The sequence below is a fragment of the Pseudomonas sp. TE3910 genome, assembly GCF_056279025.1.
In genome coordinates this window covers 1,774,701-1,801,330 of sequence record NZ_JBWBQN010000001.1, presented here as the reverse complement: position 1 = coordinate 1,801,330, position 26,630 = coordinate 1,774,701, and the positions used below count along the sequence as shown (strand labels likewise).

At 61.2% G+C, this 26,630-nt stretch carries 22 protein-coding genes and 1 pseudogene; 14 read left to right on the top strand and 9 right to left on the bottom strand.

Annotated features, from left to right (window positions below):
* Nucleotides 1-41 precede the first annotated feature (41 nt).
* The 4 genes from ACZ9H3_RS08070 to ACZ9H3_RS08055 all read left to right on the top strand — a co-directional run bounded on the left by ACZ9H3_RS08070 (nt 42) and on the right by ACZ9H3_RS08055 (nt 3,953).
* Complete coding sequence (locus ACZ9H3_RS08070; RefSeq protein WP_065758455.1) at nt 42-293, top strand: DUF1653 domain-containing protein; 252 nt, start codon at nt 42-44, stop codon at nt 291-293.
* Nucleotides 294-393: 100 nt separating this feature from the next.
* On the top strand, nt 394-3,006 hold the full coding sequence (gene topA / locus ACZ9H3_RS08065; RefSeq protein ID WP_065758456.1) for a type I DNA topoisomerase: 2,613 nt from the start codon (nt 394-396) through the stop codon (nt 3,004-3,006).
* 141 nt (nt 3,007-3,147) lie between these two features.
* Entirely contained in the window at nt 3,148-3,669 is a 522-nt protein-coding gene (locus ACZ9H3_RS08060; protein WP_065758457.1) for a DUF6586 family protein, read from the top strand.
* Nucleotides 3,670-3,719: 50 nt separating this feature from the next.
* Nucleotides 3,720-3,953 carry a hypothetical protein gene (locus ACZ9H3_RS08055; RefSeq protein ID WP_065758458.1) on the top strand — a complete coding sequence of 78 codons (234 nt, stop codon included), beginning with the start codon at nt 3,720-3,722 and terminating at the stop codon, nt 3,951-3,953.
* A 64-nt stretch (nt 3,954-4,017) separates the two neighbouring features.
* Here the strand turns inward: ACZ9H3_RS08055 and sulA are convergent, their stop codons facing one another.
* Both sulA and lexA read right to left on the bottom strand, forming a co-directional pair.
* Nucleotides 4,018-4,491, bottom strand: a complete 474-nt coding sequence (sulA, locus tag ACZ9H3_RS08050) for an SOS-induced cell division inhibitor SulA (protein ID WP_065758459.1) — start codon at nt 4,489-4,491, stop codon at nt 4,018-4,020.
* A gap of 12 nt (nt 4,492-4,503) precedes the next feature.
* The gene (lexA, locus tag ACZ9H3_RS08045; protein ID WP_065758460.1) at nt 4,504-5,112 is read right to left on the bottom strand and encodes a transcriptional repressor LexA; all 609 of its coding nucleotides are present in this window, start codon (nt 5,110-5,112) and stop codon (nt 4,504-4,506) included.
* 253 nt (nt 5,113-5,365) lie between these two features.
* On the opposite strand from lexA, the gene ACZ9H3_RS08040 reads away from it, so the two are divergent.
* The 4 genes from ACZ9H3_RS08040 to ACZ9H3_RS08025 are packed head-to-tail and all read left to right on the top strand — an operon-like array spanning nt 5,366 to nt 8,408.
* Nucleotides 5,366-6,079, top strand: a complete 714-nt coding sequence (locus ACZ9H3_RS08040) for a TetR/AcrR family transcriptional regulator (RefSeq protein WP_099775395.1) — start codon at nt 5,366-5,368, stop codon at nt 6,077-6,079.
* A 36-nt stretch (nt 6,080-6,115) separates the two neighbouring features.
* Nucleotides 6,116-6,640, top strand: coding sequence for a L,D-transpeptidase (locus ACZ9H3_RS08035; protein WP_099775394.1), 525 nt, complete (start codon nt 6,116-6,118; stop codon nt 6,638-6,640).
* A gap of 22 nt (nt 6,641-6,662) precedes the next feature.
* A complete protein-coding gene (nagZ, locus tag ACZ9H3_RS08030) occupies nt 6,663-7,661 on the top strand; it encodes a beta-N-acetylhexosaminidase (RefSeq protein ID WP_189395348.1) in 999 nt (332 codons plus the stop codon).
* A 9-nt stretch (nt 7,662-7,670) separates the two neighbouring features.
* Nucleotides 7,671-8,408, top strand: a complete 738-nt coding sequence (locus ACZ9H3_RS08025) for an S-methyl-5'-thioinosine phosphorylase (RefSeq protein ID WP_476220267.1) — start codon at nt 7,671-7,673, stop codon at nt 8,406-8,408.
* Nucleotides 8,409-8,465: 57 nt separating this feature from the next.
* On the opposite strand, the gene ACZ9H3_RS08020 is transcribed toward ACZ9H3_RS08025, so the two are convergent.
* Genes ACZ9H3_RS08020 through mfd form a run of 3 tightly spaced genes read right to left on the bottom strand, consistent with a single transcriptional unit; the run spans nt 8,466 to nt 14,760 of the window.
* Complete coding sequence (locus ACZ9H3_RS08020) at nt 8,466-10,772, bottom strand: DEAD/DEAH box helicase (protein WP_476220266.1); 2,307 nt, start codon at nt 10,770-10,772, stop codon at nt 8,466-8,468.
* A 1-nt stretch (nt 10,773) separates the two neighbouring features.
* Nucleotides 10,774-11,301 (bottom strand): CsiV family protein, encoded by a 528-nt coding sequence (locus tag ACZ9H3_RS08015; protein WP_476220265.1) that lies wholly within the window; start codon nt 11,299-11,301, stop codon nt 10,774-10,776.
* A 9-nt stretch (nt 11,302-11,310) separates the two neighbouring features.
* Nucleotides 11,311-14,760 carry a transcription-repair coupling factor gene (gene mfd, locus ACZ9H3_RS08010; RefSeq protein ID WP_476220264.1) on the bottom strand — a complete coding sequence of 1,150 codons (3,450 nt, stop codon included), beginning with the start codon at nt 14,758-14,760 and terminating at the stop codon, nt 11,311-11,313.
* Nucleotides 14,761-14,940: 180 nt separating this feature from the next.
* On the opposite strand from mfd, the gene ACZ9H3_RS08005 reads away from it, so the two are divergent.
* The 3 genes and pseudogenes from ACZ9H3_RS08005 (at nt 14,941) to sthA (ending at nt 19,062) form a co-directional block, all read left to right on the top strand.
* Nucleotides 14,941-16,404 (top strand): glyceraldehyde-3-phosphate dehydrogenase, encoded by a 1,464-nt coding sequence (locus ACZ9H3_RS08005; protein ID WP_065758468.1) that lies wholly within the window; start codon nt 14,941-14,943, stop codon nt 16,402-16,404.
* Between the two features lie 71 nt (nt 16,405-16,475).
* Nucleotides 16,476-17,486 (top strand): FAD:protein FMN transferase, encoded by a 1,011-nt coding sequence (locus ACZ9H3_RS08000; protein WP_476220263.1) that lies wholly within the window; start codon nt 16,476-16,478, stop codon nt 17,484-17,486.
* Nucleotides 17,487-17,666: 180 nt separating this feature from the next.
* A pseudogene (gene sthA, locus ACZ9H3_RS07995) lies at nt 17,667-19,062 on the top strand (Si-specific NAD(P)(+) transhydrogenase).
* Nucleotides 19,063-19,104: 42 nt separating this feature from the next.
* Here the strand turns inward: sthA and ACZ9H3_RS07990 are convergent.
* Nucleotides 19,105-19,827 (bottom strand): glycerophosphodiester phosphodiesterase, encoded by a 723-nt coding sequence (locus ACZ9H3_RS07990; protein ID WP_065758471.1) that lies wholly within the window; start codon nt 19,825-19,827, stop codon nt 19,105-19,107.
* 29 nt (nt 19,828-19,856) lie between these two features.
* A complete protein-coding gene (locus ACZ9H3_RS07985) occupies nt 19,857-20,444 on the bottom strand; it encodes a PilZ domain-containing protein (RefSeq protein ID WP_476220261.1) in 588 nt (195 codons plus the stop codon).
* Between the two features lie 94 nt (nt 20,445-20,538).
* Here ACZ9H3_RS07985 and ACZ9H3_RS07980 point away from each other — a divergent pair, with 94 nt between their 5' ends.
* From ACZ9H3_RS07980 to ACZ9H3_RS07970, 3 genes are all read left to right on the top strand, one after another.
* On the top strand, nt 20,539-21,789 hold the full coding sequence (locus ACZ9H3_RS07980; RefSeq protein WP_065758473.1) for a lipoprotein-releasing ABC transporter permease subunit: 1,251 nt from the start codon (nt 20,539-20,541) through the stop codon (nt 21,787-21,789).
* A 7-nt stretch (nt 21,790-21,796) separates the two neighbouring features.
* Nucleotides 21,797-22,480, top strand: a complete 684-nt coding sequence (gene lolD / locus ACZ9H3_RS07975; RefSeq protein ID WP_176717400.1) for a lipoprotein-releasing ABC transporter ATP-binding protein LolD — start codon at nt 21,797-21,799, stop codon at nt 22,478-22,480.
* A gap of 72 nt (nt 22,481-22,552) precedes the next feature.
* Nucleotides 22,553-23,797, top strand: coding sequence for a lipoprotein-releasing ABC transporter permease subunit (locus ACZ9H3_RS07970; protein ID WP_476220260.1), 1,245 nt, complete (start codon nt 22,553-22,555; stop codon nt 23,795-23,797).
* Between the two features lie 664 nt (nt 23,798-24,461).
* On the opposite strand, the gene ACZ9H3_RS07965 is transcribed toward ACZ9H3_RS07970, so the two are convergent.
* Complete coding sequence (locus tag ACZ9H3_RS07965; RefSeq protein ID WP_476222730.1) at nt 24,462-25,814, bottom strand: heavy metal sensor histidine kinase; 1,353 nt, start codon at nt 25,812-25,814, stop codon at nt 24,462-24,464.
* On the bottom strand, nt 25,811-26,491 hold the full coding sequence (locus ACZ9H3_RS07960; RefSeq protein ID WP_065758476.1) for a heavy metal response regulator transcription factor: 681 nt from the start codon (nt 26,489-26,491) through the stop codon (nt 25,811-25,813). The genes ACZ9H3_RS07965 and ACZ9H3_RS07960 overlap by 4 nt, the downstream gene beginning before the upstream one ends.
* Between the last annotated feature and the right edge of the window lie 139 nt (nt 26,492-26,630).

Below are 26,630 nucleotides of genomic sequence, written 5' to 3'. Positions count from 1 at the left end.
TTTTGTTTGTGCAGGATAATTTTCTCAAGAGGGCAGGCAGCATGCAGATACAACCAGGCGTATACCGGCATTACAAAGGGCCTGAGTATCGTGTATTCAGTGTCGCCCAACACTCCGAAACCGAGGAGTGGGTGGTGTTTTATCAAGCGCTCTATGGCGAGTTCGGCCTGTGGGTGCGGCCTCTTTCGATGTTCCTCGAGTCGGTCGAGGTTGACGGCGAGCAGGTGCCGCGCTTTGCTTTGGTCAAGGCCGAAGAGACGTTGTTTACCCGTGGCGATGCCGAAGCAGGCTAGTTCACTGCGCTTGACCTCACTCTGTTGCCACTATATATAGCGGTGCCACGTCAGGTACCTGCCGTGTTTTTATTTTCAGTATTCAGGAATTTTCCGATCCATGGGCAAATCGCTGGTCATTGTGGAATCCCCGGCTAAGGCCAAGACCATCAACAAGTACCTGGGCAACCAGTACGTGGTGAAGTCGAGTATCGGCCATATCCGAGACCTGCCCACCAGCGGTTCGGCCAGCGCCAGCAAGGAGCCTGCTGCCAAGCGCGGCAAGGCTGCCGCGGCAGAGGGGCCGGTACTCACGCCCAAGGAGAAGGCGCGCAAGCAATTGGTCGCGCGCATGGGTGTCGATCCAGACCACGGCTGGAAAGCCAAGTACGAGATCCTTCCCGGCAAGGAAAAGGTCATCGAGGAACTGCGCCGTCTGGCCAAGGATGCTGACACCATCTACCTCGCAACCGACTTGGATCGCGAGGGGGAAGCCATTGCCTGGCACCTGCGCGAAGCCATTGGTGGTGATGACGATCGTTACAAGCGCGTGGTGTTCAACGAGATCACCAAGAAGGCTATTCAGGAAGCGTTCTCCCAGCCGGGCGAACTGGATATCGATCGGGTCAATGCCCAGCAGGCGCGGCGCTTCCTTGACCGTGTAGTGGGTTACATGGTCTCGCCGCTGCTGTGGCAGAAAATTGCCCGTGGCCTGTCGGCCGGTCGTGTGCAGTCGGTCGCGGTAAAGCTGGTGGTCGAACGCGAGCGCGAGATCCGTGCGTTCATCCCGGAAGAGTACTGGGAGATTCACGCCGACCTGGGCACCGCCAAGAACGCCAAAGTGCGCTTTGAAGTGGCACGTGAGAACGGTGAAGCGTTCAAGCCGCTCAACGAAGCCCAGGCGATGGCTGCGCTGGAAAAGCTCAAGGCGTCCAGCTACAGCATCGTCAAGCGCGAAGACCGCCCGACCAGCAGCAAGCCGTCGGCACCGTTCATCACGTCGACCCTGCAGCAGGCTGCCAGCAACCGCCTGGGCTTCGGCGTGAAGAAAACCATGATGATGGCCCAGCGTCTGTATGAAGCCGGTTACATCACCTATATGCGTACCGACTCGACCAACCTGTCGGTCGATGCCGTGGAAATGGCGCGCAGCTACATCGAAAGCGAGTTCGGCAAGAAGTACCTGCCTGATGCGCCGATTGTATACGGCAGCAAGGAGGGTGCTCAGGAGGCTCACGAAGCGATTCGTCCGTCTGACGTCAATACACATCCAAGCAAGCTCAGTGGCATGGAGCGCGACGCTGAGCGCCTCTATGAGCTGATCTGGCGTCAGTTCGTGGCCTGCCAGATGCCGCCGGCACAGTACCTGTCGACCACTGTCAGTGTGAAAGCCGGTGAGTTCGAACTGCGTGCCAAGGGCCGTATCCTGAAGTTCGACGGTTACACCCGGGTCATGCCGCAACAGAGCAAGCCGGGCGACGATGACGTGCTGCCGGAAATGGAGCAGGGCGAAAGCCTGAAGCTGATCCAGCTCGACCCTAGCCAGCATTTCACCAAGCCGCCGGCACGCTTCTCTGAAGCCAGCCTGGTCAAGGAGATGGAAAAGCGTGGTATTGGTCGTCCGTCGACCTATGCCGCCATTATTTCCACCATCCAGGACCGCGGCTATGTCACGTTGCACAACCGCCGTTTCTACTCCGAGAAGATGGGCGATATCGTCACCGAGCGCCTGTCTGAGAGCTTCTCCAACCTGATGGACTACGGCTTCACCGCCGCGATGGAAGAAAACCTCGACGACGTCGCCCAGGGTGAGCGTGACTGGAAGAGCGTTCTCGACGAATTCTACGGCGACTTCAGCAGCAAGCTGCAGGCGGCCGAGTCGAGCGAAAACGGCATGCGTGCCAACCAGCCGACGCTGACCGATATTCCATGCCGTGATTGCGGTCGTCCGATGATGATTCGTACCGCCTCGACCGGCGTGTTCCTCGGCTGTTCCGGTTACAGCCTGCCGCCGAAAGAGCGCTGCAAGGCGACGGTCAACCTGGTGCCGGGTGACGAGATTGCTGCCGATGATGAGGGTGAGTCCGAGTCGCGGGTGCTGCGCAACAAGCACCGTTGCCCGATCTGTGCCACGGCGATGGATGCCTACCTGCTCGATGAGAAGCGCAAGCTGCATATCTGTGGTAACAACCCGGATTGCGTCGGCTACGAAATCGAAGAGGGCAACTACCGTATCAAGGGCTATGAGGGTCCGAGCCTTGAGTGCGACAAGTGCGGCAGCGAGATGCAGTTGAAGACGGGCCGTTTTGGCAAGTTCTTCGGTTGCACCAACACCGAGTGCAAGAACACCCGCAAGCTGCTCAAGAGCGGTGAGGCGGCGCCGCCGAAGATGGACGCGGTGAAGATGCCGGAGCTCAAGTGCGAGAAGGTCGATGACACCTACGTGCTGCGCGACGGTGCCTCGGGCTTGTTCCTGGCCGCCAGCCAGTTCCCGAAAAACCGTGAGACCCGTGCGCCGCTGGTGATCGAGATCGTTCCGCACAAGGACGAGATCGATCCGAAGTACCATTTCCTGTGCGAAGCGCCCAAGAAAGACCCTGAGGGTCGTCCTGCGGTTATCCGTTACAGCCGCAAGACCAAGGAGCAGTACGTGCAGACCGAGGTGGACGGCAAGCCTACCGGCTGGCGTGCCTTCTACGATGGCAATGCCTGGAAGGTCGAAGACAAGCGCTGATCGTTCTGGCGCAGTCGAGGGCCGTATCCGACGTGTGTCGGATGCGGCCTTTTTCATTTCAGGGCCAGACACTGCTTGCGGTCGGGCAGGGCATCCCTGAAACTGGCAGGCCCGCCTTGCAGCCTTTCGGAGGGCATCCAGATGGCCCAGGAACTCTATACCCGCACCAATCAGAAGATCTATTTCGCTGGCCTGGCCCTTGAGGCGCTTGGCAAGGCGCAGGAGAGTCGGGCGATGAATGCCCAGGCGCTGGTTCAGGCCGAGCGTGAGTCGGCACTCTTCCATCTCTATGGGGCGTTGCTGGGCTTGTGCCACGAAATTGCGGGCTTCTACCGTTTGCCACAAGCCGGCGCATCGCGTGTCGAGCTGTTGCTGACGCCTGAAGTGCTTGAGGCGGTGGCCATCCCCGAGATGGCCGAGCTGATCGAGTTGGCGCGTCAGCCGGAAACCTGGCTGGCGCAACTGATAAGTGCTTATGCCAATTTGTTCCGACCGCCTGTCGCGGCAAAAAAGCCGAAAACCGACGTTACTCAGCCATTGATTCAGGCGGTCAGCCTTGATGAACCTGAGGTTGAGCCGCTATCGCGGGAGGCGTTGGAGCTCTGGCGGCAGAATCTCAAAAGCCTGACAGTTCGTTTCCGTGAGGGCTTGAGTGAGTGCTGAGTTCATCGGTGGCTGGTACAATGCCAGCCTTTCGTGGAGAACAGCCTTTTATGCCAACGTCCTTTCTAGAAATTGTCGAGTTACCTGACGGCCGCATCGAACTGCGCCGCGCCGAGGACGAAGGGTCGTTGGTTACCCTGGATTTCTCTGAGGACGCCAAGGCTTTTCTGCAAGGGCAGCACGTAGAAGTGGCCAAGGCCATGCTCAGCGTGGGCGTGCAGATGGCTGGCAAGCTGGTTGAAGGCGAGATCGAGCGTGAAGACGGCCCACGGGTTCTGCATTAATCGCCCTTGAGGGCTTCTCCGTTCTGGAGAAGCCTTGCCTGCAGATGTATTGACCTGCTGAACGTCAGCCGAGGCGGATGTTCAGGCTTTGCGCGTGCCCGGCACGTGCAGCATTGATCAGTTGTTGGCGGGCCGACGTGCTGACCGGGTTTAACCAGCTCACTACGGTGTGGCTGCGGCCCAGGCGCAAGGCGTCGCAGGCCAGTTGCAGGGCGCTCTGGGTGTTGCGTGGTTGTAGCAGAAGGATGCGTTCGCGGTTCAGGCCGGCATCGCGTAGCCAGGCTTGAGTTAGGCTGGTAGGCGGTGCGATCAGGGTCAGCCAGCGGGCATCCTGTTCTTCGCTCAGTTCACGAAGCATTGGGGCCAACAGGCTTTGGCAGTTCCCCAGTGCACCTCGGAAGGAAAGCTCACTGAATACCTCGGGATCGTTGTTCGGTCGCACAGGTTCTGCCGGCTTCAGGCGGGGCAGGATCGGCTGGGCCAGGAACGCCTCGAACAACGGCAGTTGGGCTTGCTGAGGTACATGGGGGAACTGCATAACGCCTCCTAATTAGCGGCGAATGACGCCGACGCTCAAGCCTTCGATCACCAGTTCCTGCTCTTTGAGGTCGACTTCGATGGGCGCGAACTCAGGGTTTTCGGCTATCAGCCAGACTTTGTTGCCTTCGCGTTTGAAGCGTTTGACCGTGACTTCGTCGCCGATACGGGCAACGACGATCTGGCCGTTACGGGCTTCGCGGCAGGTGTGAACGGCCAGCAGGTCACCGTCCAGAATGCCGACATCCTTCATGCTCATGCCGTGAACGCGCAACAGGTAGTCGGCCTTGGGGTGGAAGAAGCTTGGGTTGATGTTGCAGGATTGCTCAATGTGTTGCTGGGCGAGAATGGGTGCACCGGCAGCGACCCGACCAATGATTGGCAGGCCACTGTCGTCGCTCTTGGCCTCGAAGCCTGGGATGCGGATGCCGCGAGAGGCGCCCGGGGTCATTTCGATCGCGCCTTTGCGGGCCAGTGCCTTGAGGTGTTCCTCGGCAGCGTTGGGCGATTTGAAGCCCAGCTCCTGGGCGATTTCCGCACGTGTTGGCGGGAAGCCGTTGTCTTCCAGGCAGCGTTTGATAAAAGCCAGAATCTCAGCTTGGCGTGGCGTCAGTTTTAGCATGTCGATCGCTCTGTCTTTTTATACAGTGACTGGGATTATATACAGTGGAAGAGGGTTGGCAATACATAAGCTTCACCTGACGGGCTGTTGGCGTTGCAACGACGTCGACTTGCGTGGGCTTGTTGCCTGAAGCCTGCGCCTTGAAGCTGTGATTAAATACGTGACCCGTGAGCCAGAAAACGGCCGCCCAGACTTGACAATACCCTTGCTTGAAACGTATGTTTCAAACAAGTGTTTGTCAGGCGGAGTAGTCATGGCCCAGTCGGAAACCGTTGAACGCATTCTCGATGCAGCAGAACAGTTGTTCGCGGAAAAAGGTTTTGCCGAAACCTCATTGCGGCTGATTACCAGCAAGGCCGGCGTCAACCTGGCGGCGGTGAACTACCATTTCGGTTCCAAGAAGGCGCTGATCCAGGCCGTCTTCTCGCGTTTCCTTGGCCCGTTCTGTGCCAGCCTGGAGCGTGAGCTGGAGCGTCGTCAGGCGCGTCCGGAGCAAAAGCCGACACTCGAAGAGCTGCTGGAAATGTTGGTCGAGCAGGCGCTGGCGGTGCAGCCGCGCAGTGGCAACGACCTGTCCATTTTCATGCGCCTGCTGGGTTTGGCGTTCAGCCAGAGCCAAGGGCACTTGCGGCGGTACCTGGAAGACATGTACGGCAAGGTGTTTCGTCGCTACATGTTGCTGGTCAACGAAGCGGCGCCGCGTATTCCGCCAATCGAACTGTTCTGGCGTGTGCATTTCATGCTCGGTGCCGCCGCGTTCAGCATGTCCGGCATCAAGGCGTTGCGCGCAATCGCCGAAACCGATTTCGGGGTCAACACCTCGATCGAGCAGGTCATGCGCCTCATGGTGCCGTTCCTGGCGGCCGGCATGCGCGCCGAAAGCGGTGTGACCGACGAAGCCATGGCCGCTGCGCAATTGCGTCCGCGCAGCAAGTCGGGCAGTGCGCCAATGCCTGCCAAGGCCTGATGCAACGGCGGGGCGCTTCAGCTAAGCTAGCGCCCCATGCCTACTCTCGATTTACTGCATATTTCCATCGCCGATCAATGCCTCTATGGGTTTGCCGAGGGGCGCCTGGTCGTGCGTCTTCCAGTGTCTACCGCGCTCAATGGTGCGGGGGAAACCAGTGGTTCCGGATGTACCCCTCGCGGTCGCCATCAGGTTCGCGCAAAAATTGGCGCGGGCTTGCCCTGCGGCGCGGTGCTGAGGGGGCGACGCTGGACGGGTGAAACCTGGACGCCGGCACTGCATGAGCAGTTTCCCGGGCGTGACTGGATTCTGTCGCGCATCCTCTGGCTCAGTGGCTGTGAGCCAGGGCGCAATCGCCTTGGGCCGGTCGATACCTTCCGCCGCTATATCTACCTGCATGGCACGCCGGACACGGAACCCATGGGCGTTCCGCTGTCCCATGGTTGTGTGCGCCTACGCAGTGCCGACCTGGTGAGCCTGTTCGAGCAGGTGCCGGTGCATTGCCCTGTGCAGATCGAAGAAGCCGCGTGCCCCGAGTGGGCCACGACCTCCCTCAACTGAAGGATCATTTATGAGTGCCAGCCTGCAAGGCTCCCTGATGGTGGACGTCGCCGGTACCTGGTTGACCGCCGAAGACCGTCAACTCCTGCGCCAGCCCGAAGTGGCGGGCCTGATCATTTTTGCCCGCAACATCGACTGCCCGCGCCAGGTGCGCGAGCTGACCGCTTCCATTCGCGCCATTCGCCCCGACCTGATCCTGGCGGTCGACCAGGAGGGTGGCCGGGTGCAGCGCCTGCGTCAGGGCTTTGTGCGTTTGCCGGCCATGCGCGCCATTGCCGACAACGACAATGCCGAGTATCTGGCAGAGCAATGTGGCTGGCTGATGGCGACCGAAGTGCTGGCGGTAGGCCTGGACCTCAGCTTCGCGCCAGTGCTGGATCTCGATCATCAGCGCAGTGCGGTGGTCGGCAGCCGTGCGTTTGAAGGTGACCCCGAGCGCGCTACCGTGCTGGCCGGTGCCTTCATCCGTGGCATGAACGCGGCCGGCATGGCGGCCTGTGGCAAGCATTTCCCCGGCCATGGCTGGGCCGAGGCGGATTCGCACGTGGCGATCCCGACCGATGAGCGCAGCCTCGCGCAGATCCGCGCCGCCGACTTGGTTCCGTTCACTCGCCTGAGTGGGCAGTTGGCTGCTGTGATGCCGGCGCACGTGATCTATCCGCAGGTCGATAATCAGCCTGCCGGTTTCTCGCGGCGGTGGCTGCAGGACATTCTGCGTGGTGAGCTGGGTTTTGACGGTGTGATCTTCAGTGATGACCTGTCGATGGCCGGTGCGCACGTTGTTGGTGACGCTGCCAGTCGAATCGAGGCCGCCTTGAGTGCAGGCTGTGACATGGGGCTGGTGTGCAACGATCGGGCGGCGGCAGAGCTTGCGTTGTCGGCAGCCCAGCGCATGAAGGTAAAGCCCTCGCCACGTATCGCGCGCATGCGCGGGCAAGGCTTTGCCACTACCGAGTATCGCCAACAGCCACGCTGGCTAGCGGCTTTAGGGGCTTTGCAAGAAGCCCAGTTGATCGATTAAGGACACACAATGACTGTTTACGCCATTATCGGCGGTACCGGCCTGACCCAGCTTGAGGGCTTGAACATTCGTCAGGCGCTGCCGATGGACACGCCCTATGGCCGCCCGTCGGCTGATGTATTGGTGGGTGAGTATGCCGGTCGTGAAGTGCTGTTCCTGGCCCGTCATGGTCATCCGCACCGCTTTCCACCGCATAAGGTCAACTACCGTGCCAACCTGTGGGCATTGAAGCAGGCGGGTGCTGAGGCAATCCTGGCGGTGAACGCCGTGGGTGGCATTCATGCGGCGATGGGGACCGGGCATTTCTGTGTGCCGCATCAACTGATCGACTACACCAGCGGTCGTGAGCACACGTATTTTGCCGATGACCTGGAGCAGGTCACGCACATCGACTTCAGCTACCCCTACAGCGAGCCACTGCGTGCCCGGTTGATTGCCGCGCTGGCAGCCGAAGGTGTCGGTTACAGCAGCCATGGTGTTTATGCCTGCACCCAAGGGCCACGCCTGGAAACCGTTGCCGAGATCGCCCGTCTTGAGCGTGATGGCTGCGACATCGTCGGCATGACCGGCATGCCGGAAGCCGCATTGGCACGCGAGCTGGAGCTGGACTATGCCTGCCTGGCATTGGTGGTGAACCCGGCGGCGGGTAAATCAACCGCCGTGATCACCATGGCCGAAATCGAGCAGGCACTGCACGGTGGCATGGGCAAGGTGAAGTCGACCTTGGCGCGAGTGTTGGCGGGCTGATTGTGCCGCTGCTTTGATCGCGCTGGCGCCCCGCTGACACCCTCGTTAACACCGGGCTCACCCGCTTTTAGGCGGGTGACGACGGCCTGGCAAGGGTGCCAGTAGTGCGTCAATATCGTCGTCGGCCAGTTTCCAGTCTCCGGCCTGGCGCCCATCCAGTACACCGGCTGCCAGTGCAGACTTCTCCTGCTGCAGTTGCTGGATCTTCTCTTCCACGGTGCCGCGGGTAATCAGCTTGTAGACGAACACCGGTTTTTCCTGGCCAATGCGGTATGCACGGTCGGTCGCTTGCTGTTCGGCTGCCGGGTTCCACCATGGGTCGTAGTGAATCACGGTGTCGGCTGCCGTGAGGTTGAGGCCGACGCCACCGGCCTTGAGGCTGATCAGGAAGATCTGCAGCCGGCCGCTCTGGAAGTCTGCAACCGGTGCGCGTCGGTCGCGGGTGTCACCCGTCAACAACGCATAGTCGATACCGCGCTGTTGCAGTTCCTCGCCAATCAGCGAAAGCATGCTGGTGAACTGCGAGAACAGCAGCACTCGACGGCCTTCGGCGAGCAATTCTTCAAGCATCTCCAGCAGGCTGTTGAGTTTGCCCGAGTTCGCGCTGCGTGATGGGCCGGCTGCCTCGGATTTGACCAGGCGCAGGTCGCAGCAGACCTGGCGCAGCTTCAGCAGTGCCTCAAGAATGATGATCTGGCTGCGGGCAACACCCTTGCGGCTGATCTCGTTGCGTACTTTCTTGTCCATGGCCAGGCGCATGGTTTCATAGACGTCGCGCTGTGCTTCGGTCAAGTCGACCCAGTGGATCATTTCGGTCTTGGCCGGCAGTTCGGTTGCCACTTGCTCCTTGGTTCGGCGCAGCAGGAAGGGCTTTATCCGTGCATTCAGGTGCTGCAAGCGTTCTTCGTCCCCCTGGCGCTCAATAGGCACCCGGTAATCGCGGTTGAACGCCTTGTTGTCGCCCAGCCATCCCGGCAGCAGGAAGTGGAACAGTGACCAGAGTTCGCCCAGGTGGTTTTCCAGTGGCGTACCACTCAGGCACAGGCGTTGCCGCGCCTCCAACTGTCGCGCAGCCTGAGCGGCCTTGCTGGTGGGGCTCTTGATGTACTGGGCTTCGTCCAGGATCAGTACGTGCAGTGGCAGGTGCTTGAGGTGGTCAAGGTCCTTGGGCAGCAGCGCATAGGTTGTCAGGAGCAGGTCGTAGTCCGCCAGCTTGTCGAAGTACTGCCGGCGACCAATGCCTTGCAATGCCAGTACCCGTAACTGCGGAGCAAAGCGCTCGGCTTCATCCTGCCAGTTGGGGATCAGGCTGGTGGGCATTACCACCATTGCCGGTCGATCAAGACGGCCTGCGTTTTTTTCAGTCAGCAGGTGGGCCAGGGTTTGCAGCGTCTTGCCCAGGCCCATGTCGTCAGCCAGGATGCCGCCGACGTCCAGTTCGCGCAGCGCCTGCATCCAGCTCAAGCCTTCAAGCTGATAGGGGCGCAGGGTAGCTTTCAGGCCTTCAGGGGTGGTGACGGCCTGGGTACGAATATCGCGCAGGCGTTCGCCCAAAGCGCGAACCCGGTCACCGCCTTCCCAGGTCAGTGGCAGCTCGAGCAGGGCGTTCAGGCGCGCCGCGTCAGGGCTGGCCAGGCGTACGGTGGTCTCGCCCGGCTCGCGCAGGTAAAAATCCCCCAGGGTGGCCAATACCGGTTTGAGCCGCCCGTACGGCAGGGCGATCTGAAGCGTCTTGCGCGGTGCATGAGGGTGGGGGATGGGCACCAGGATCTGCTCGTCGTCACGGCGTTTGGCCAGGTGCGCGCTGTTGAGCAATTCCGGGTGGGTACGCAGCAGGTTGAGCAGGATCGGCAACAGGCTCAAGCGCTCGCCATTGACCACGATGCCCAGCTCGAGGTCGAACCAGTCGCGTTCGGGCGTCTCGACGACCTGGGCGTACCAGTCGTCGACCGGGGTGAGGTCAAAAGCGAAGTCGTCAGCGCAGATGATTTGCCAGCCTTGCTCGCGCAAGTGTGGCAGGTCATTGAGGACAAAGCGTAACCAGGCTGCCTCGCTGGGGAGCTCGAACGGCTCGCCGGCACTTTCCGGCAAGGCTTTGCTCTGCCGGGTGGCAACCTTGAAGCCCAGGCTCAGGAGTGTTTCGCGCAGGCTTTGCTCGGCGCTCAGGTGGCGCTGCAGGGGTTGCGCCTGACGCGCATGCAGGGTGCCGCTGACATAGTCGCCGGCATAGCCGAAGGCGAGTGCGGCACGGTGTTGGGTGTAACGCTGCATGCGCCCGTTTCGAGGCTCGAAGGCGCTGAACTCAATGCTGCCCAGCCACAGGCGTGGCTGGGGTAGAAGCGGGGCTATCACACGGTCGGGCATTTCAAAGCTTCGTGACCTTGAGCAGCAGTGCCAGATGGCCGCCGTCAAGGTAGTTCAGGTCGCCAAGGCGCATGTTGCTGTTGCTCTGCTTGAACTGTTCGGTCTGGGTAATGCTGCCGTCGGCCGCAAAACGGTTGACCCAGAAACTGGCGTCAGCGCTGATGAAGCGGCCGTCGCTCAGGCTCAGGTTGCCTTCCACGGGGAAGTGGCCGAAATGCTGTTTGCCGTCACTGATGGCGACCTTGCCCGGTTCGGCGCTCAGGTTCTGTTGCCAGGCTTTGTGCAGCAGGATCGTGTACTGGCTGTCGGCCTGCAGCTTTGCCGCTTCGTCGTTCATCGCGGGTTTGCTTTCGTCGGTGCTGCTTAACGTCTTGGCGTCGGCGGCCCAGTCTTCCGGGGCGTACTGGCTGGTAATGGCCGGCACGCTGTTTTGCCGAACCAGAATCATCTCGATCTGATACAGGCCGTCAGCGAAGGCGCTGGTGGAGCAGAGCGCGGCCAGCAGGGCCAGGGAGCGAATCAGGCGCATCGGTTTTCCTTAAGCGGATGTCGGGGTCAGGCGCTCGAACAGCGCCTCGAGGGTATTGAAGCGTTCTTCTGCGCGCTCCATGGGAACCATGAACTTGAACTGCGTTGCGCCCTCGAACTTGTAGCGTTTGGGTTGGCTCTGGATCAGTTTGATCAGTACCAGTGGATCGACAGGGGTTTCCCCGGCGAACTCGATCTTCCCGCCTTGTGGGCCAGCATCGACTTTCTTGATGCCGAGCTGCTCGGCCTGCAATTTGAGCAGGGTCAGGCGCACCAGGTTCTTGGTCGGCTCCGGCAGCAGGCCGAAGCGATCGATCATTTCCACCTGCAGGTCCTTGAGGCCGTCTTCGTCGGTAGCCGAGGCAATGCGTTTGTAGAGAATCAGGCGTGCATGGACATCCGGCAGGTAGTCCTCGGGAATCAGTGCTGGCACGCGCAGGTTGATTTCCGGGCCGCCGCCGAGCGGTTGATCGAGGTTGGGTTGCGTGCCCTTGCGAATGGCTTTGACCGCACGTTCGAGCATTTCCATGTACAGGGTGAAGCCGACGGCCTGGATCTGGCCGCTTTGGCCTTCGCCGAGCAGTTCGCCCGCACCACGGATTTCCAGGTCGTTGGTCGCCAGGACGAAACCTGCCCCAAGGTCCTGGGTGTTTGCGATGGCTTCCAGGCGCTTTTCCGCATCGGCGGTGATCTGCTGGCGTGGCGGTGTGAGCAGGTAGGCATAAGCCTGGTGGTGGCTGCGCCCCACGCGTCCACGTAGCTGGTGCAGCTGCGCCAGGCCGAATTTGTCGGCGCGTTCGATGATGATGGTGTTGGCGCTGGGTACGTCGATACCGGTCTCGATGATGGTCGAGGCAATCAGGACGTTGAAGCGCTTGTGGTAGAAGTCGCTCATCACCTGTTCGAGTTCACGCTCGCGCATTTGCCCGTGGCCAATGCCGATACGCGCCTCCGGCACCAGTTCGGCGAGGTCGGCAGCACATTTTTCGATGGTCTTCACATCGTTGTGCAGGTAGTAGACCTGGCCGCCGCGCAGCAGCTCACGCAGCAGCGCTTCCTTGATGGTGCTTTTGTTCTGCTCCATGACAAAGGTGCGCACCGACAGTCGTCGCGCTGGCGGGGTTGCGATGATCGACAGGTCGCGCATGCCGGACACGGCCATGTTCAGTGTCCGTGGGATCGGCGTGGCGGTGAGGGTAAGAATGTCGACTTCGCTGCGCAGTGCTTTGAGCTGTTCCTTCTGGCGCACGCCGAAACGGTGTTCTTCGTCGATGATCACCAGGCCAAGGTCTTTCATCTTGACGTCGTCCTGCAGCAGTTTGTGCGTGCCGATGACGATATCGATCTTGCCGTCGGCCAGGTCCTGGACGGCGGCGTTGATTTCCTTGGCTGACTTGAAGCGGCTCATCACCTCCACGGTCACCGGCCAGTCGGCAAAGCGGTCGCGGAAGCTGTTGTAGTGCTGCTGGGCGAGCAGGGTGGTGGGCACCAGGATGGCCACCTGGCGTCCGCCATGCACAGCGATAAACGCGGCTCGCATGGCCACTTCGGTCTTGCCGAAGCCGACGTCGCCACAGACCAGGCGGTCCATCGGCTTGGCGGCGAGCATGTCCTCGCGTACCGCTTCGATGGCGGCTTGCTGGTCCGGGGTTTCCTCGAACGGGAAGCCGGCGCTGAAGGTGGCATAGTCGGCTGCCGGGTCGGCAAAGGCATAACCCTTGCGCGCTGCGCGGCGGGCGTAGATGTCGAGCAGTTCGGCGGCTACGTCGCGGACCTGTTCGGCGGCTTTGCGCTTGGCCTTTTGCCAGACTTCCGAGCCCAGGCGGTGCAGCGGTGCCAGGGCGTCGTCGCTACCGGTGTAGCGCGCGATCAGGTGCAGGTTGGCGACCGGTACATAGAGCTTGGCGCCCTCGGCGTAGGCAAGCGTCAGGAACTCGGCGGCCTGGTTGTCGATCTCCAGCGTCGCCAGGCCCAGGTAGCGGCCAACCCCGTGGTCGATGTGGACCACCGGCGCGCCTTCGCGCAGTTCGGTGAGGTTCTTGATGACCGCATCGTTAGTGCCGTCGCTGCGCTTCTCGCGGCGTCGACGCTGCATGACGCGCTGGCCGAACAGTGGGCTTTCGGCGACCAGTGCCAGGGCGGGGCTTTCCAGTAGCAGGCCGTCGTCCAGTGGCGCGATGGTGATCCCCAGGCGCTCTTTGCTTTGAACGAACTCGTCCCAGCTGTCGAGGGTCTGTGGGCGCAGCTTCAGGCGTTCGAGCAGCTCCAGCAGCACTTCGCGGCGCCCCGCCGATTCGGCGGTGAACAAGACGCGGCCCGGGAACTGCTCAAGGAAACTGGACAGTGCGGCCAGCGGCTGGTTGGCCTTGGCTTCGATGGCCAAGTTCGGTAGCGTCTGCGCGGCGAAGCGCTCGCGGCCAACACCGCCCTCGCTGTCATCCTGGCTGACCACGATGCGCGGCCAGCGCTTGAGTTGGGCGAAGCAGTCTTCTACCGGCATGAACAGTTCGACGGGGGGCAGCAATGGCCGGTTCGGGTCGATGCGGCGCTCGTCGTAACGGTTGCGCACGTCGCTCCAGAAGTGTTCGGCGGCCTGCTCGATACCCGGCAGGGAAAACACCTGGGTGTCCTGCGGCAGGTAGTCGAACAGCGTCGAGGTTTCCTCGAAGAACAGTGGCAGGTAGTACTCGATGCCTGCGGGAATAATGCCGCTGGTGAGGTCCTGGAAGATCGGGCTGCGGCGGAAGTCGACGTCGAAACGTTCACGAAAGCGCGCCTTGAACTGGGTCACGGCGTCCTTTTGCAGCGGAAATTCGCGCGCGGGCAGCAGGCGTACCGAATCGACCTTGTCGATCGAGCGCTGGGTCTCCGGGTCGAACGTGCGCAGGGTTTCGATTTCGTCGTCGAACAGGTCTATCCGGTAAGGCAGCTTGCTGCCCATCGGGAACAGGTCGATCAGGGCCCCGCGCACGGCAAACTCGCCGTGTTCATAAACGGTGTCGACACAGCGGTAGCCACTGGCTTCAAGGCGCAGGCGCATCTGCTCGACGTCGAGCTTCTGACCGATATCCAGCACCAGGCTGCTGCCCAGCAGGAAGCGTGTTGGCGCCAGGCGGTGCAGGGCGGTGGTGATCGGCACCACGAGAATGCCGTGGTCGAGCTCCGGCAGCCGGTACAGGCTGGCCACGCGTTGAGAGATGATGTCCTGATGCGGCGAGAACAGGTCGTACGGCAGGGTTTCCCAGTCGGGGAAGGGCAGTACCGGCAACTGCGGTGCGAAGAAGCGCAGTTCCTGCTCCAGGCGGTCGGCCGTCTGGCTGTCGGCGGTCAGCAGCAGGGTAAAGCGCTTGGCGGCGCTGGCGGCTTCGGCAATAGCCAGGCTCAGGGCGGCGCCCGGCAGGTTGCTCCAGGTGTGTTTGCCGGCGGTGGCCGGCAGGTGCGGAAGACGCAGAACTGGCACGGGCGGTCGAGCTCCAAGCGTTGCGACAAAGGGTCGATTGTACCGGGCCTGGGGGCGGCCTGTCAGGCGCGAAGGGGGCAAAAAACCACGGATGTGATGCCGCGATAAGAGGAGCGACAGGCGCGCATTGCTCGAAACACCTCGGGGCGTCATAATGTAGCCCCTTTTTTCTGTCCCTACATGTGGAAGGTTCCCGTGACTCAGAAGCCCGACCAGTGTCTTGGTGAGTGGATTGATCGTGAAGCGCTTGCAGAAGCGATGATCCCGCTTATCGGTCAGCTCTACCGCAATAACAACGTGGTGAGCTCGATCTATGGCCGTAGCCTGATCAACCGTTCAGTGATTGCGATCCTCAAGGCCCACCGCTTTGCGCGTCATCGCCAGTCCGACGAATCCGAACTGTCTGTCCACGAGACATTCCCGCTGCTCAAGGCCATGAGCGAGCTGAAGCTGGGCGCCGCCTCGGTCGACCTGGGCAAGCTGGCTGTCAAGTTCAAGGAACAAGGCAACGGCCGTACCGCCGAGCAGTTCGTGCGCGAAGAAATGGCCGACGTGGTCGGCAAGCAGAACGCTTCGGCACGCAAGGGCACTGATGTGGTCCTGTACGGCTTCGGTCGTATCGGTCGCCTGCTGGCCCGTATCCTGATCGAGAAGACCGGTGGTGGCGACGGCCTGCGCCTGCGCGCCATTGTCGTGCGTAAAGGTGCTACCAACGACCTGGTCAAGCGCGCCAGCCTGCTGCGCCGTGACTCGGTACATGGTCCATTCGATGGCACCATCACCATCGATGAAGAAAACAACACCATCACCGCCAACGGTAACCTGATCCAGGTGATCTACGCGAAGAGCCCAAGTGAAGTCGACTACACCCAGTACGGCATCAAGGACGCTCTGATCGTCGACAACACCGGTGTATGGCGTGATGCCGAGGGCCTGGGTCAACACCTGGCCTGCCCGGGTGCTTCCCGTGTGATCCTCACCGCGCCTGGCAAAGGTGCCCTGAAGAACATCGTTCACGGTATCAACCACGGCGAAATCAGCCCTGAAGACAAGATCATTTCGGCGGCCTCCTGCACCACCAACGCCATCGTGCCGGTGCTCAAGGCTGTGAATGACAAGTTCGGCATCGTCAACGGCCACGTCGAAACCGTTCACTCGTACACCAACGACCAGAACCTGATCGACAACTTCCACAAAGGCAGCCGCCGTGGTCGTAGCGCTCCGTTGAACATGGTGATCACCGAGACCGGTGCTGCCACCGCTGCCGCCAAGGCACTGCCAGTGCTCAAGGGCAAGCTGACCGGCAACGCTATCCGCGTTCCGACGCCTAACGTCTCGATGGCTATCCTGAACCTGAACCTGGAGAAGGCGACTTCTCGCGAAGAGATCAACGAGTACCTGCGCCAGATGGCCATGCACTCGGACCTGCACAAGCAGATCGACTACGTGAGCTCCCAGGAAGTGGTTTCCACCGACTTCGTTGGTTCGCGCCACGCGGGCGTCGTCGATGCCGAAGCGACCATCTGCAACGATAACCGCGTTGTCCTGTACGTTTGGTACGACAACGAATTCGGTTACAGCTGCCAGGTCGTGCGTGTGATGGAAGACATGGCCGGGGTCAACCCGCCTGCATTCCCGCACTAAGCGGTCATCAGGTTGCACAAGACGGGAACCCCAGGGTTCCCGTTTTTTGTGTCTGGGCTCAAGGAGGCGTAATGGCGCGGTGGGCAGGTGGGGGGCTGGTGATTCTGGCGCTGTGGCTGTGCGGTTGCGACCGTACGCCTTCGCTGGAGCGCATCAGTGGCCCGACCATGGGCAGTACCTACACGGTGCAGTATGTGCGTACGGCTCAGGGCCCGGCGCCGGAGCAGGTCCGGCTTGCGGTAGAAGCGGTTCTCCAGCAGATCGACCATACGTTTTCTACCTACCGCAGCGACTCACTGATTGCGCAGTTCAACCGTTTGCCGGCCAACAGTTGTCAGGTCATGCCGGCAGACGTGCTGCAACTGGTGCAGTTGGGTGAGCAGTTGTCGCGGCAAAGCCAGGGCGCCTTTGACCTGACCGTTGAGCCATTGCTTGATGTGTGGGGCTTTGGCCCGCAGTCCCGGGGTGAACAGGTGCCCGGTGCGCAGGCGTTGGCTGCAGCCCGCGGGCGTGTTGGCCACGAACACCTGCAGATCGACGGGCTGCAGTTGTGCAAGGATGCCCCGCTGGAGCTGGCCTTCAACAGCATCGCTGCCGGCCATGCCGTCGATTTGCTGGTCGAGCGAATGCGTGCGCTGGGTGTGAGCAGCTACCTGGTTGAAGTGACAGGTGAACTCAAGGCGGTGGGGCGCAAGCCGGATGGCAATCCGTGGCGCATTGCGCTGGAATGGCCGCGTACCGATCAGCAGGTCGCTCAGCAAGTGCTGGCGCTTGAGGGTTACGGTGTTTCTACATCAGGAGACTATCGCAATTTTTTCGAGCAGAATGGCCAGCGTTTTTCGCATGTCTTTGATGCGCGGCTTGGTGCACCGGTCAGCCATCGTCTGGCTTCGGTCACGGTGCTTGATCCCTCAACGCTGATGGCCGATGGCATGTCCACGGTGTTGCTGATCCTCGGCCCTGAACAGGGCTGGGCGTTTGCCTTGAAATACAATGTAGCAGCAGTTTTCGTGACCCGTGCCGATACAGGCTTCGTCTCCCATGCGACGCCTGCATTTGAGCGACTGATGCACGCGCAGTAACAGACTGTTGCAGTGTGAGATGTAGTGCAGAGAAAAATAGCCTACGACGCGACCAAGGGTTAATGTGCGCGGCGTTCACGCTTGATTAGACTGCACCCGAATATTTTCATGACGCTCTTGGCGGCATGATCTAGCCCCGATCGCCGGCGTGGCGAGCGGGCCTGTTCTGAAGGAGTACGCATGGCTGTCTACAACTACGACGTAGTGGTGCTGGGGTCCGGCCCGGCAGGAGAAGGGGCGGCAATGAATGCCGCCAAAGCAGGGCGCAAGGTGGCGATGGTCGATAGCCGTCGCCAGGTCGGCGGCAACTGCACCCATCTGGGCACCATCCCGTCCAAGGCCCTGCGTCACTCGGTGCGCCAGATCATGCAGTTCAACACCAACCCGATGTTCCGGGCCATTGGTGAGCCGCGCTGGTTCTCGTTCCCGGACGTGCTCAAGAGCGCCGAGAAGGTAATCGCCAAGCAGGTGGCTTCCCGCACCGGCTACTACGCACGTAACCGCGTTGACGTGTTCTTCGGTACCGGCAGCTTCGCTGACGAACAGACCGTCGAAGTGGTCTGCGCCAACGGCGTGGTCGAGAAACTGGTAGCCAAGCACATCATCATCGCTACCGGCTCGCGTCCTTATCGCCCGGCCGATATCGATTTCCATCACCCGCGTATCTACGATAGCGACACCATCCTCAGCCTCGGCCATACGCCGCGCAAGCTGATCGTTTACGGTGCCGGTGTCATTGGTTGCGAATACGCCTCGATCTTCAGTGGTCTGGGTGTACTGGTTGAACTGGTGGACAACCGTGGTCAGTTGCTCAGCTTCCTCGACTCGGAAATCTCCCAGGCGTTGAGCTACCACTTCAGCAACAACAACATCACCGTACGTCACAACGAAGACTACGAGCGTGTTGAAGGGCTGGATAACGGCGTGATCCTGCACCTGAAGTCGGGCAAGAAGATCAAGGCGGACGCCTTGCTCTGGTGCAACGGCCGTACAGGCAACACCGACAAGCTTGGCCTGGAAAACATCGGTATCAAGGTCAACAGCCGTGGCCAGATCGAAGTGGACGAGAACTACCGCACCTGTGTGCCGAACATCTACGGCGCGGGCGATGTGATCGGCTGGCCGAGTCTGGCCAGTGCCGCTCACGACCAGGGTCGTTCGGCAGCGGGCAGCATCGTTGATAACGGCAGCTGGCGCTTCGTCAACGACGTGCCGACCGGTATCTACACCATTCCTGAGATCAGCTCGATCGGCAAGAACGAGCAGGAGCTGACCCAGGCCAAGGTGCCTTACGAAGTCGGCAAGGCGTTCTTCAAGAGCATGGCGCGTGCGCAGATCGCCGGTGAGACCCCAGGGCATGCTGAAGATCCTGTTCCACCGCGAGACCCTGGAAATCCTCGGCGTACATTGCTTCGGTTATCAGGCGTCGGAGATCGTTCACATTGGCCAGGCCATCATGGACCAGCCGGGTGAGTGCAACACCCTGAAGTACTTCGTCAACACCACCTTCAACTACCCGACCATGGCTGAAGCCTATCGGGTAGCGGCCTACGACGGCCTCAACCGGCTTTTTTGAGCGGCTCCGGCCGGTGGCCTGAGCCGGCCGGGGAGACCGATTTCAGCAATTCTCGAGGGTGGCAGTGGCCAAACCGGGAAAGTCTGTAATCAGGCTGTCTACGCCGAAGTCAGCGAGCCTGCGCATCAGCGCCGGTTCGTTGACTGTCCACACCGACACGTGCAAGCCCTGGCGCTGAGCTTTTGCCAGGCGTTCCGGGCTGCACAGTGTCCAGTTCAGCGCAAGCATCTCACAGCCATAGTTCTGGGCGACCTTCAGTGGGTCGAGCCAGGCGTATTCGGCTACCAGGCCGCGCGAGATGTCCGGGGTCAATTCCAGGGCGGCAGCGAGCACTTCCCGTGAGCTGGAGGTGATGGTGATCTTGTCGAGCAGGCCAAAGCGCAGCGCCATTTCGCGGATAGCCAGTACCGTGGTGGCGGCACGCATGCGTGAGGCGCTCTTGACCTCAAGTTGCCAGTGCTCGAAATCGCACTTCTCGAACAGTTCCTCAAGGCGCGGGATGGGGCAGGGGTGTACCCAGCCCGGCCCACCCTTGCGTGCGTCATAGGTCACCAGGTCACTGGCGTTGTGCTCAACCACCTTGCCGCGTCGACCGGTAGTGCGCTTGAGTGTCGGGTCGTGAATGACCATCAGTTCATTGTCGGCAGACAGGTGCAGGTCGAGTTCGCAACGCCGCACGCCATGGCTCAGGCATTGCTGGAAGCTGGTCAGGGTATTCTCGGGCGCTTCGCCCTTGGCGCCACGGTGGCCGTAGATCTGGGTCACGTTTGTTCCTTCAAGGTAAAGAGTGAAACTCAGGTGGGCGTTGCGCTGTTCTGCTCCAGTGCCTGGCGCCGTTGTTGCGCCTGGCGTTGCAGGATGTAGCGCGCCAGTAGCTGGCGTTGTGCGTCGGTGATGTCGACGAACTCGGCGCCAATATCGAACAGCCCGTCAGGCTTGCTGTCGCAATGCGTGATCTTGGCGCGTAGCAGTAGCCCCAGGGCTTGCGGCATCAACACCATTTTCACCGCGACGCGGCTGCCCACAGCCAGCGCCTGGCGCTGGCGGGCCTCGATGCCGCCTTCGGAGAGTTTTACGGCGTGCGGTTCGCCGATCTGCCCGAGCAGGCTCTGGGCGACTACCTGGCTGAGCAAATCGATGCGTTTGTTCTGGGCTTTGAGAAAGGCTGCGAGGGTGCGGTCCTTTTCGCTGAGCTGGCGCAACAGGTGCTGTGACTCGAATTCGCTCAGGTGCAGTTCGCTGAGCAGGTTGAACAGCGGTGACGCATCTTGCAACAACTCTGTGCCAGACGCATCGGCAACGTTCAGTGGGCGAATTTCCAGTGCGATCCTATCCTCGATACGGTAGTATTCGCGGCGATCTTCTTCATCTAATGTCGACATGGCGAACCCATGGTAGCGGCGGTGGTCTGAGTGTAAAGCTGCTGTCCAAGCCCCGCCACAAGGACGTTCCTCTTTCATCCGAACAAGCCCCGACATGTTCAGACCTCTCTTCGTATTCATCGGTACGCGTTATACCCGTGCCAAGCGCCGCAACCACTTCGTCTCGTTCATTTCCCTGACCTCGATGATCGGCCTCGCCCTGGGCGTGGTGGTGATGATCGTGGTGCTTTCGGTCATGAATGGCTTCGATCATGAGATGCGTACCCGCGTACTGGGCATGGTGCCCCATGCCACGCTTGAAACCGGCCAGCCCATCAATAACTGGCCTGCACTTGCCGATACAGTAAAGCAGAACCCGCAGGTGGTGGCGGTGGCACCGTTCACCCAGATGCAAGGGTTGCTGACTCACGATGGCAAGGTGCAGAAAGTCTTGCTCAACGGCATTGACCCAGGTCAGGAGCGCAAGGTCTCGATCATCGATGACTTTATCCGCCAGGGCCGGCTTGATGACCTGGTGCCCGGTGAGTTCGGCATCATGATCGGCGACAAGGCGGCGACCAAGTTGGGCGTCGGCATTGGCGACAAGCTGACCTTCGTTGCACCTGAAGTGACCGTGACGCCTGCTGGTATGTTCCCGCGCATGAAGCGTTTCACCGTGGTCGGCATCTTCCATGTTGGCGCTGGCGAGATCGACGGCTACCTCGGGTTGACCAACCTCTCCGACCTGTCGCGCTTGCACCGTTGGAAAGCCGACCAGGTGCAAGGCCTGCGCCTGAAGTTCGATGACCTGTTCCAGGCGCCGCGCACGGCCTGGAGCATCGCCCAGAAACTGGGTGACCAGGAGTTCTACGCCCGCGACTGGACCCGCAGCCACGGCAACCTGTACCAGGCCATCCGCATGGAAAAAGCCATGATCGGCCTGTTGTTGCTGCTGATTGTCGCTGTCGCTGCGTTCAATATCATCTCCACGCTGGTGATGGTGGTGAACGACAAGAAGGGCGATATCGCCATTCTGCGCACCCTGGGGGCAACCCCGGGGCAGATCATGGCAATCTTCATGGTCCAGGGTACGGTCATTGGCGTGGTCGGTACGCTTATCGGTGCGGTGATCGGCATTGCCGCTGCCCTGAACGTCAGTGCTGCGATCGCCGGCCTTGAGTCGTTGATCGGCCACAAATTCCTCAATGCCGACGTCTATTTCATCGACTACCTGCCGTCCCAGGTGATGGCCGAGGATGTCTGGATGGTCTGTGGCGCGGCACTGGTCCTGAGTTTCCTCGCCACCCTGTATCCGGCCTGGCGTGCGGCACGCACCCAGCCAGCGGAGGCGCTACGTTATGAGTGAGTTGGGCATGAGTAATAAAGCTGTGCTGAGTTGCCGCAACCTGGGCAAGTCCTATGAGGAGGGCCCGGAGTCGGTTCGGGTGCTCTCGGGCCTGCAGTTGGAACTGCACCCGGGTGAGCGGATTGCCATCGTCGGCAGTTCCGGCTCGGGCAAGAGTACCTTGCTCAACCTGCTGGGTGGCCTGGATACGCCCACCGAGGGCAGTGTCTGGCTGGCTGGTGAAGAGCTTTCGGCGCTGGGTGAGCGGGCCCGAGGCCTGTTGCGCAACCGTGCGCTGGGGTTTGTCTACCAGTTCCACCACCTGTTGCCAGAGTTCACCGCGCTGGAGAACGTCTGCATGCCGCTGCTGATTGGTCGTACCGCCATTCCTGAGGCGCGCGAGCGCGCTGAAGCGCTGCTCAAGCGGGTAGGGCTGGGGCATCGTCTGAGCCACAAACCGTCTGAACTGTCTGGTGGCGAACGTCAGCGCGTGGCCATTGCGCGAGCGCTGGTCAATCGCCCTGGCCTGGTCATGCTTGATGAGCCGACCGGCAACCTCGACCAGCATACCGCCCAAGGTATCCAGGAACTGATGAAGGAGCTGAGCAGTTCGTCGCAGACCGCCTTTCTGGTGGTAACCCACGACCTCAGCCTGGCCCGGCAGATGGACCGCGTACTGCGCCTGGAAGAAGGGCGTCTGGTGCCGATCTGATCTGGCCGTACAGGGTGTCGGTCGTGAATGGCCGGCACCGTGTTCTTTCTCTTTTTCCGGGTGCTTCAGTTCATGTTCAGACCCTTGTCTATTTTCATTGGCGCACGCTACACCCGCGCCAAGCGCCGTAACCACTTTATCTCGTTCATCTCCATGACCTCGATGATCGGCCTGGCCCTGGGCGTGCTGGCGATGATCGTGGTGCTGTCGGTCATGAACGGTTTCCAGCGTGAAATGAGCGCACGGATTCTCGGCATGGTGCCCCATGCTGCCCTGCTGGGCGTCAAGCCGGTGGATGACTGGCAAGCCGTGGCCGCTAGTGCGCTGAAGAACCCGCAGGTGATTGCCGCAGCACCGCTGACAGAGCTTGAAGGCATGCTGTCCTACAAGGGCATGATGCAGCCGATCCAGATCAGCGGTATCGACCCGGCTCAGGAAGCCAAGGTGTCGATCGTTGCCAGTCACATCGTTCAGGGGCGCCTGGATGACCTGAAGCCGGATGAGTTCGGCGTGGTGATCGGTGAGATTACAGCGCGGCGCTTCCATTTGAATGTCGGTGACAAGCTCACCTTGATCGTGCCGGAAGTCAGCACCGCGCCAGGCGGTATTACCCCGCGCATGCAGCGCCTGAACGTGGTGGGCGTGTTCAAGGTTGGTGCCGAGCTTGATGGCTCCATGGGCCTGATCCACATGGCCGATGCGGCGCAGATGCAACATTGGGCGCCGAACCAGGTGCAGGGTGTACGCATCAAGGTGCAGGACCTGTACAGCGCACCTCAGGTGTCGGCAGCGATTGTCGGTCAGTTGGGTGACCAGTACCGCGCCGATGACTGGACCCACACCCAGGGTAGCCTGTTCAGTGCCATGAAAATGGAAAAGACCATGATTGGCCTGCTGTTGATGATGATCATCGCGGTGGCGGCGTTCAACATCATTGCCACCCTGATCATGGTCGTGAATGACAAGGGCGCGGATATCGCGATCCTGCGCACCATCGGCGCCACGCCCGCGCAGATCATGGGCACGTTCATGGTGCAGGGGACATTGATCGGTATCGTCGGCACGCTGATCGGGGGCGTACTCGGGGTGATCGCCGCGATCAATGTCAGCCAACTGGTCGGTTGGCTTGAGCGTGTAAGCGGGCAGCATATCTTCACCTCCGACGTGTACTTCGTCAGTACCTTGCCGTCGGAGCTGCAATGGGGCGATGTGGCGTTGATCTGCAGTGCAGGGCTGGTGATGAGCTTCCTGGCGACGCTGTATCCAGCGTGGCGTGCCTCGCAGGTAGAGCCAGCGTACGCCCTGCGTTATGAGTAAGCCCATTGCAGCCCTGTTGGAGCAGGCTTGCCTGCGATGCAAGCACCGCGACCTTGCTGGCACCGCGCTGATGCTATCGCGGGCAAGCCCGGCTCCTACAGGATGCGTTGGAGCAGGCTTGCCTGCGATGCAAGCACCGCGAACCTGCTGACACTACGCTGATGCTATCGCGGGCAAGCCCCGCTCCTACAGGATGTGTTGGAGCAGGCTTGCCTGCGATGCAAGCACCGCGAACCTGCTGACACCGCGCTGATACCATCGCGGGCAAGCCCGGCTCCTGCAAGATGCGTTGGAGCAGGTTTGCCTGCGATGCAAGCACCGCGAACCTGCTGGCACCACGCTGATGCCATCGCGGGCAAGCCCGGCTCCTACAGGATGTGTTGGAGTAGGCTTGCCTGCGATGCAAGCCCCGCGAACCTGCTGACACCGCGCCGATGCCATCGCGGGCAAGCCCGGCTCCTACAGGATGCGTTGGAGCAGGCTTGCCTGCGATGCAAGCACTGCGAACTTGCTGACACCGCGCCGATGCCATCGCGGGCAAGCCCGGCTCCTACAGGATGCGTTGGAGCAGGCTTGCCTGCGATGCAAGCACCGCGAACCTGCTGGCACCACGCTGATGCCATCGCGGGCAAGCCCGGCTCCTACAGGATGGGCTGCAGCCCCCCTACGCTGTCGGCAACTCAATCACGAAGCGCGTCCAGCCCTGCGCTGATTCGCCATGAATGGTTCCGCCATGCGCCTTGATGATCGATTGGGTGATCGCCAGGCCCAAGCCTGCGTGCTCATTGTTACCTTCATGGCGGGCCGGGTCGACGCGGTAGAATCGGTCGAACAGCCGCGGTATCAGCGCTGGGTCAATCGGCTCGCCGCTGTTGGCCACTTCCAGCCGCACACCCGCATCCTGCTGCTCAATCTTCAGGCGTATATCGCCGCCAGCCGGGGTAAACCGCAAGGCATTGTCCAGCAGATTGGACAGTGCCCGGCGCAACATGTGGCGGTCGCCTTCCAGTCGCGCCTGGCCAATATGGCTCAAGCGAACCTGGGCGTCCTCGGCTAATGGTGCGTAGTACTCCAGCAGTGCGCCAACCTCATCTTCCAATGCCAGCGGCTGGCGGCTGGGCATTAGCAGGCCGTTATCGGCCTTGGCCAGGTATAGCATGTCGTTGACCAGTTGAGCCACCCACTGCAGCTCTTCAAGGTTGCCGTGCAGGGCCTCGCGGTACTCTTCCAGGCTGCGCGGACGGGTCAGGGTGACCTGGGTGTGGGTCAGCAGATTGGACAGCGGCGTACGCAACTCATGGGCGATGTCGGAAGAGAATGCCGAAAGGCGCTGGAAGGCATCGTCCAGTCGCTCAAGCATGGCGTTGACGGTGTTCGCCAGGTCCGCGAGCTCAATCGGCATCTGGGCTACCGGCAGGCGAGTGGTCAGCGATCGGGCCGAAACCCCGGCCGCCACTTCACCCATCTGCCGTAAGGGGCGCAGGCCACTGCGTACGGCCCAGGCACCGAGCAGGGCGGTGGCCAGTGCCGAGAGACCCACGGTCAGCCAGATCAGCCGTTGCATGCGCTGCAGGAAGTGCTGGTGATGGGTGATGTCGAGGAACAGTGTCAGGTTCGGTGTGCCGTCGCCGTCGAGGGGTTCGCTGAGACTGCGATAGTCGGCGCCGTCGCTCGTCAGGGTGTTCAGGCCGGGCGACATTGGCGAGTCCGGCAGGCCGGGCTGGCTATCGAACCACAGGCGTCCGTCATTGCCGCGGATGCGCACGGCCAGATCGGCCTGATGGCTTAGCTCCGTCTGCAGCGCAGGCAGCCGCGTGTTCAGGCTTGCAGGGTCATGCACGCCCTCAAGTAGCTGACGCATCAACGACAGGCGGCCGCTGAGCAATTGCTGGTCCAACTCGATGAAATGAGTTTCGCTGGCGCGACTGAACAGTACGCCAGCAAACAGCGAGACCACCGCCGTGCAGGCCGCAAACAGCAGCGCCAGGCGGTTGCCGAGTGAAAGACGGCGCATCAGGCCGTCCGCTCTTCGAGGACGTAGCCCATGCCGCGCACGGTATGGATGAGCTTGTTGTCGTGTGCGTCGTCGATTTTGAGGCGCAGGCGGCGGATAGCGACCTCGATCACGTTGGTGTCGCTTTCAAAGTTCATGTCCCACACCTGCGAGGCAATCAGCGATTTTGGCAGTACTTCGCCTTGGCGGCGCAGCAGCAGTTCAAGCAGGGAAAACTCCTTGGCGGTCAGGTCGATGCGTTGCCCGGCGCGTTCCACCCGGCGGCGGATCAGGTCAAGGCTCAGGTCTGCCACACCCAGCAGGGTTTCTTGTGTCGGGCTGCTGCCGCGACGCAGCAGGGTGCGTACCCGCGCCAGCAATTCGGAAAAGGCGAACGGCTTGACCAGGTAATCGTCGGCACCCAGTTCCAGGCCGTGCACGCGGTCTTCCACGGCATCGCGCGCCGTCAGGAACAGTACCGGGGTATCCAGCCCGGCAGCGCGCACCGCCTGCAGGATCTGCCAGCCATCACGGCCCGGCAGCATGACATCGAGAATCAACAGCGCGTAATCGCCGCTGAGCGCCAGGTGCTGGCCCGTATTACCATCGGTGGCCAGCTCTGCGCTGAACCCGGCTTCGCTCAAGCCCTGGCACAGGTACTGGCCGGTCTTGGCCTGGTCTTCGACGATCAGCAGTTTCATGGGGCGCTCATGGTAAGGGTGGGCAGGGCGTTATACCGTGGTGTGAATGGCAAAAGGCAAAGCTGACAAAGTTGTAATCTTTTCGTCAGCTGGTTGCCAGTGGCACCTCGCTAGAGTGGCTGTCATATCGAGACAACCC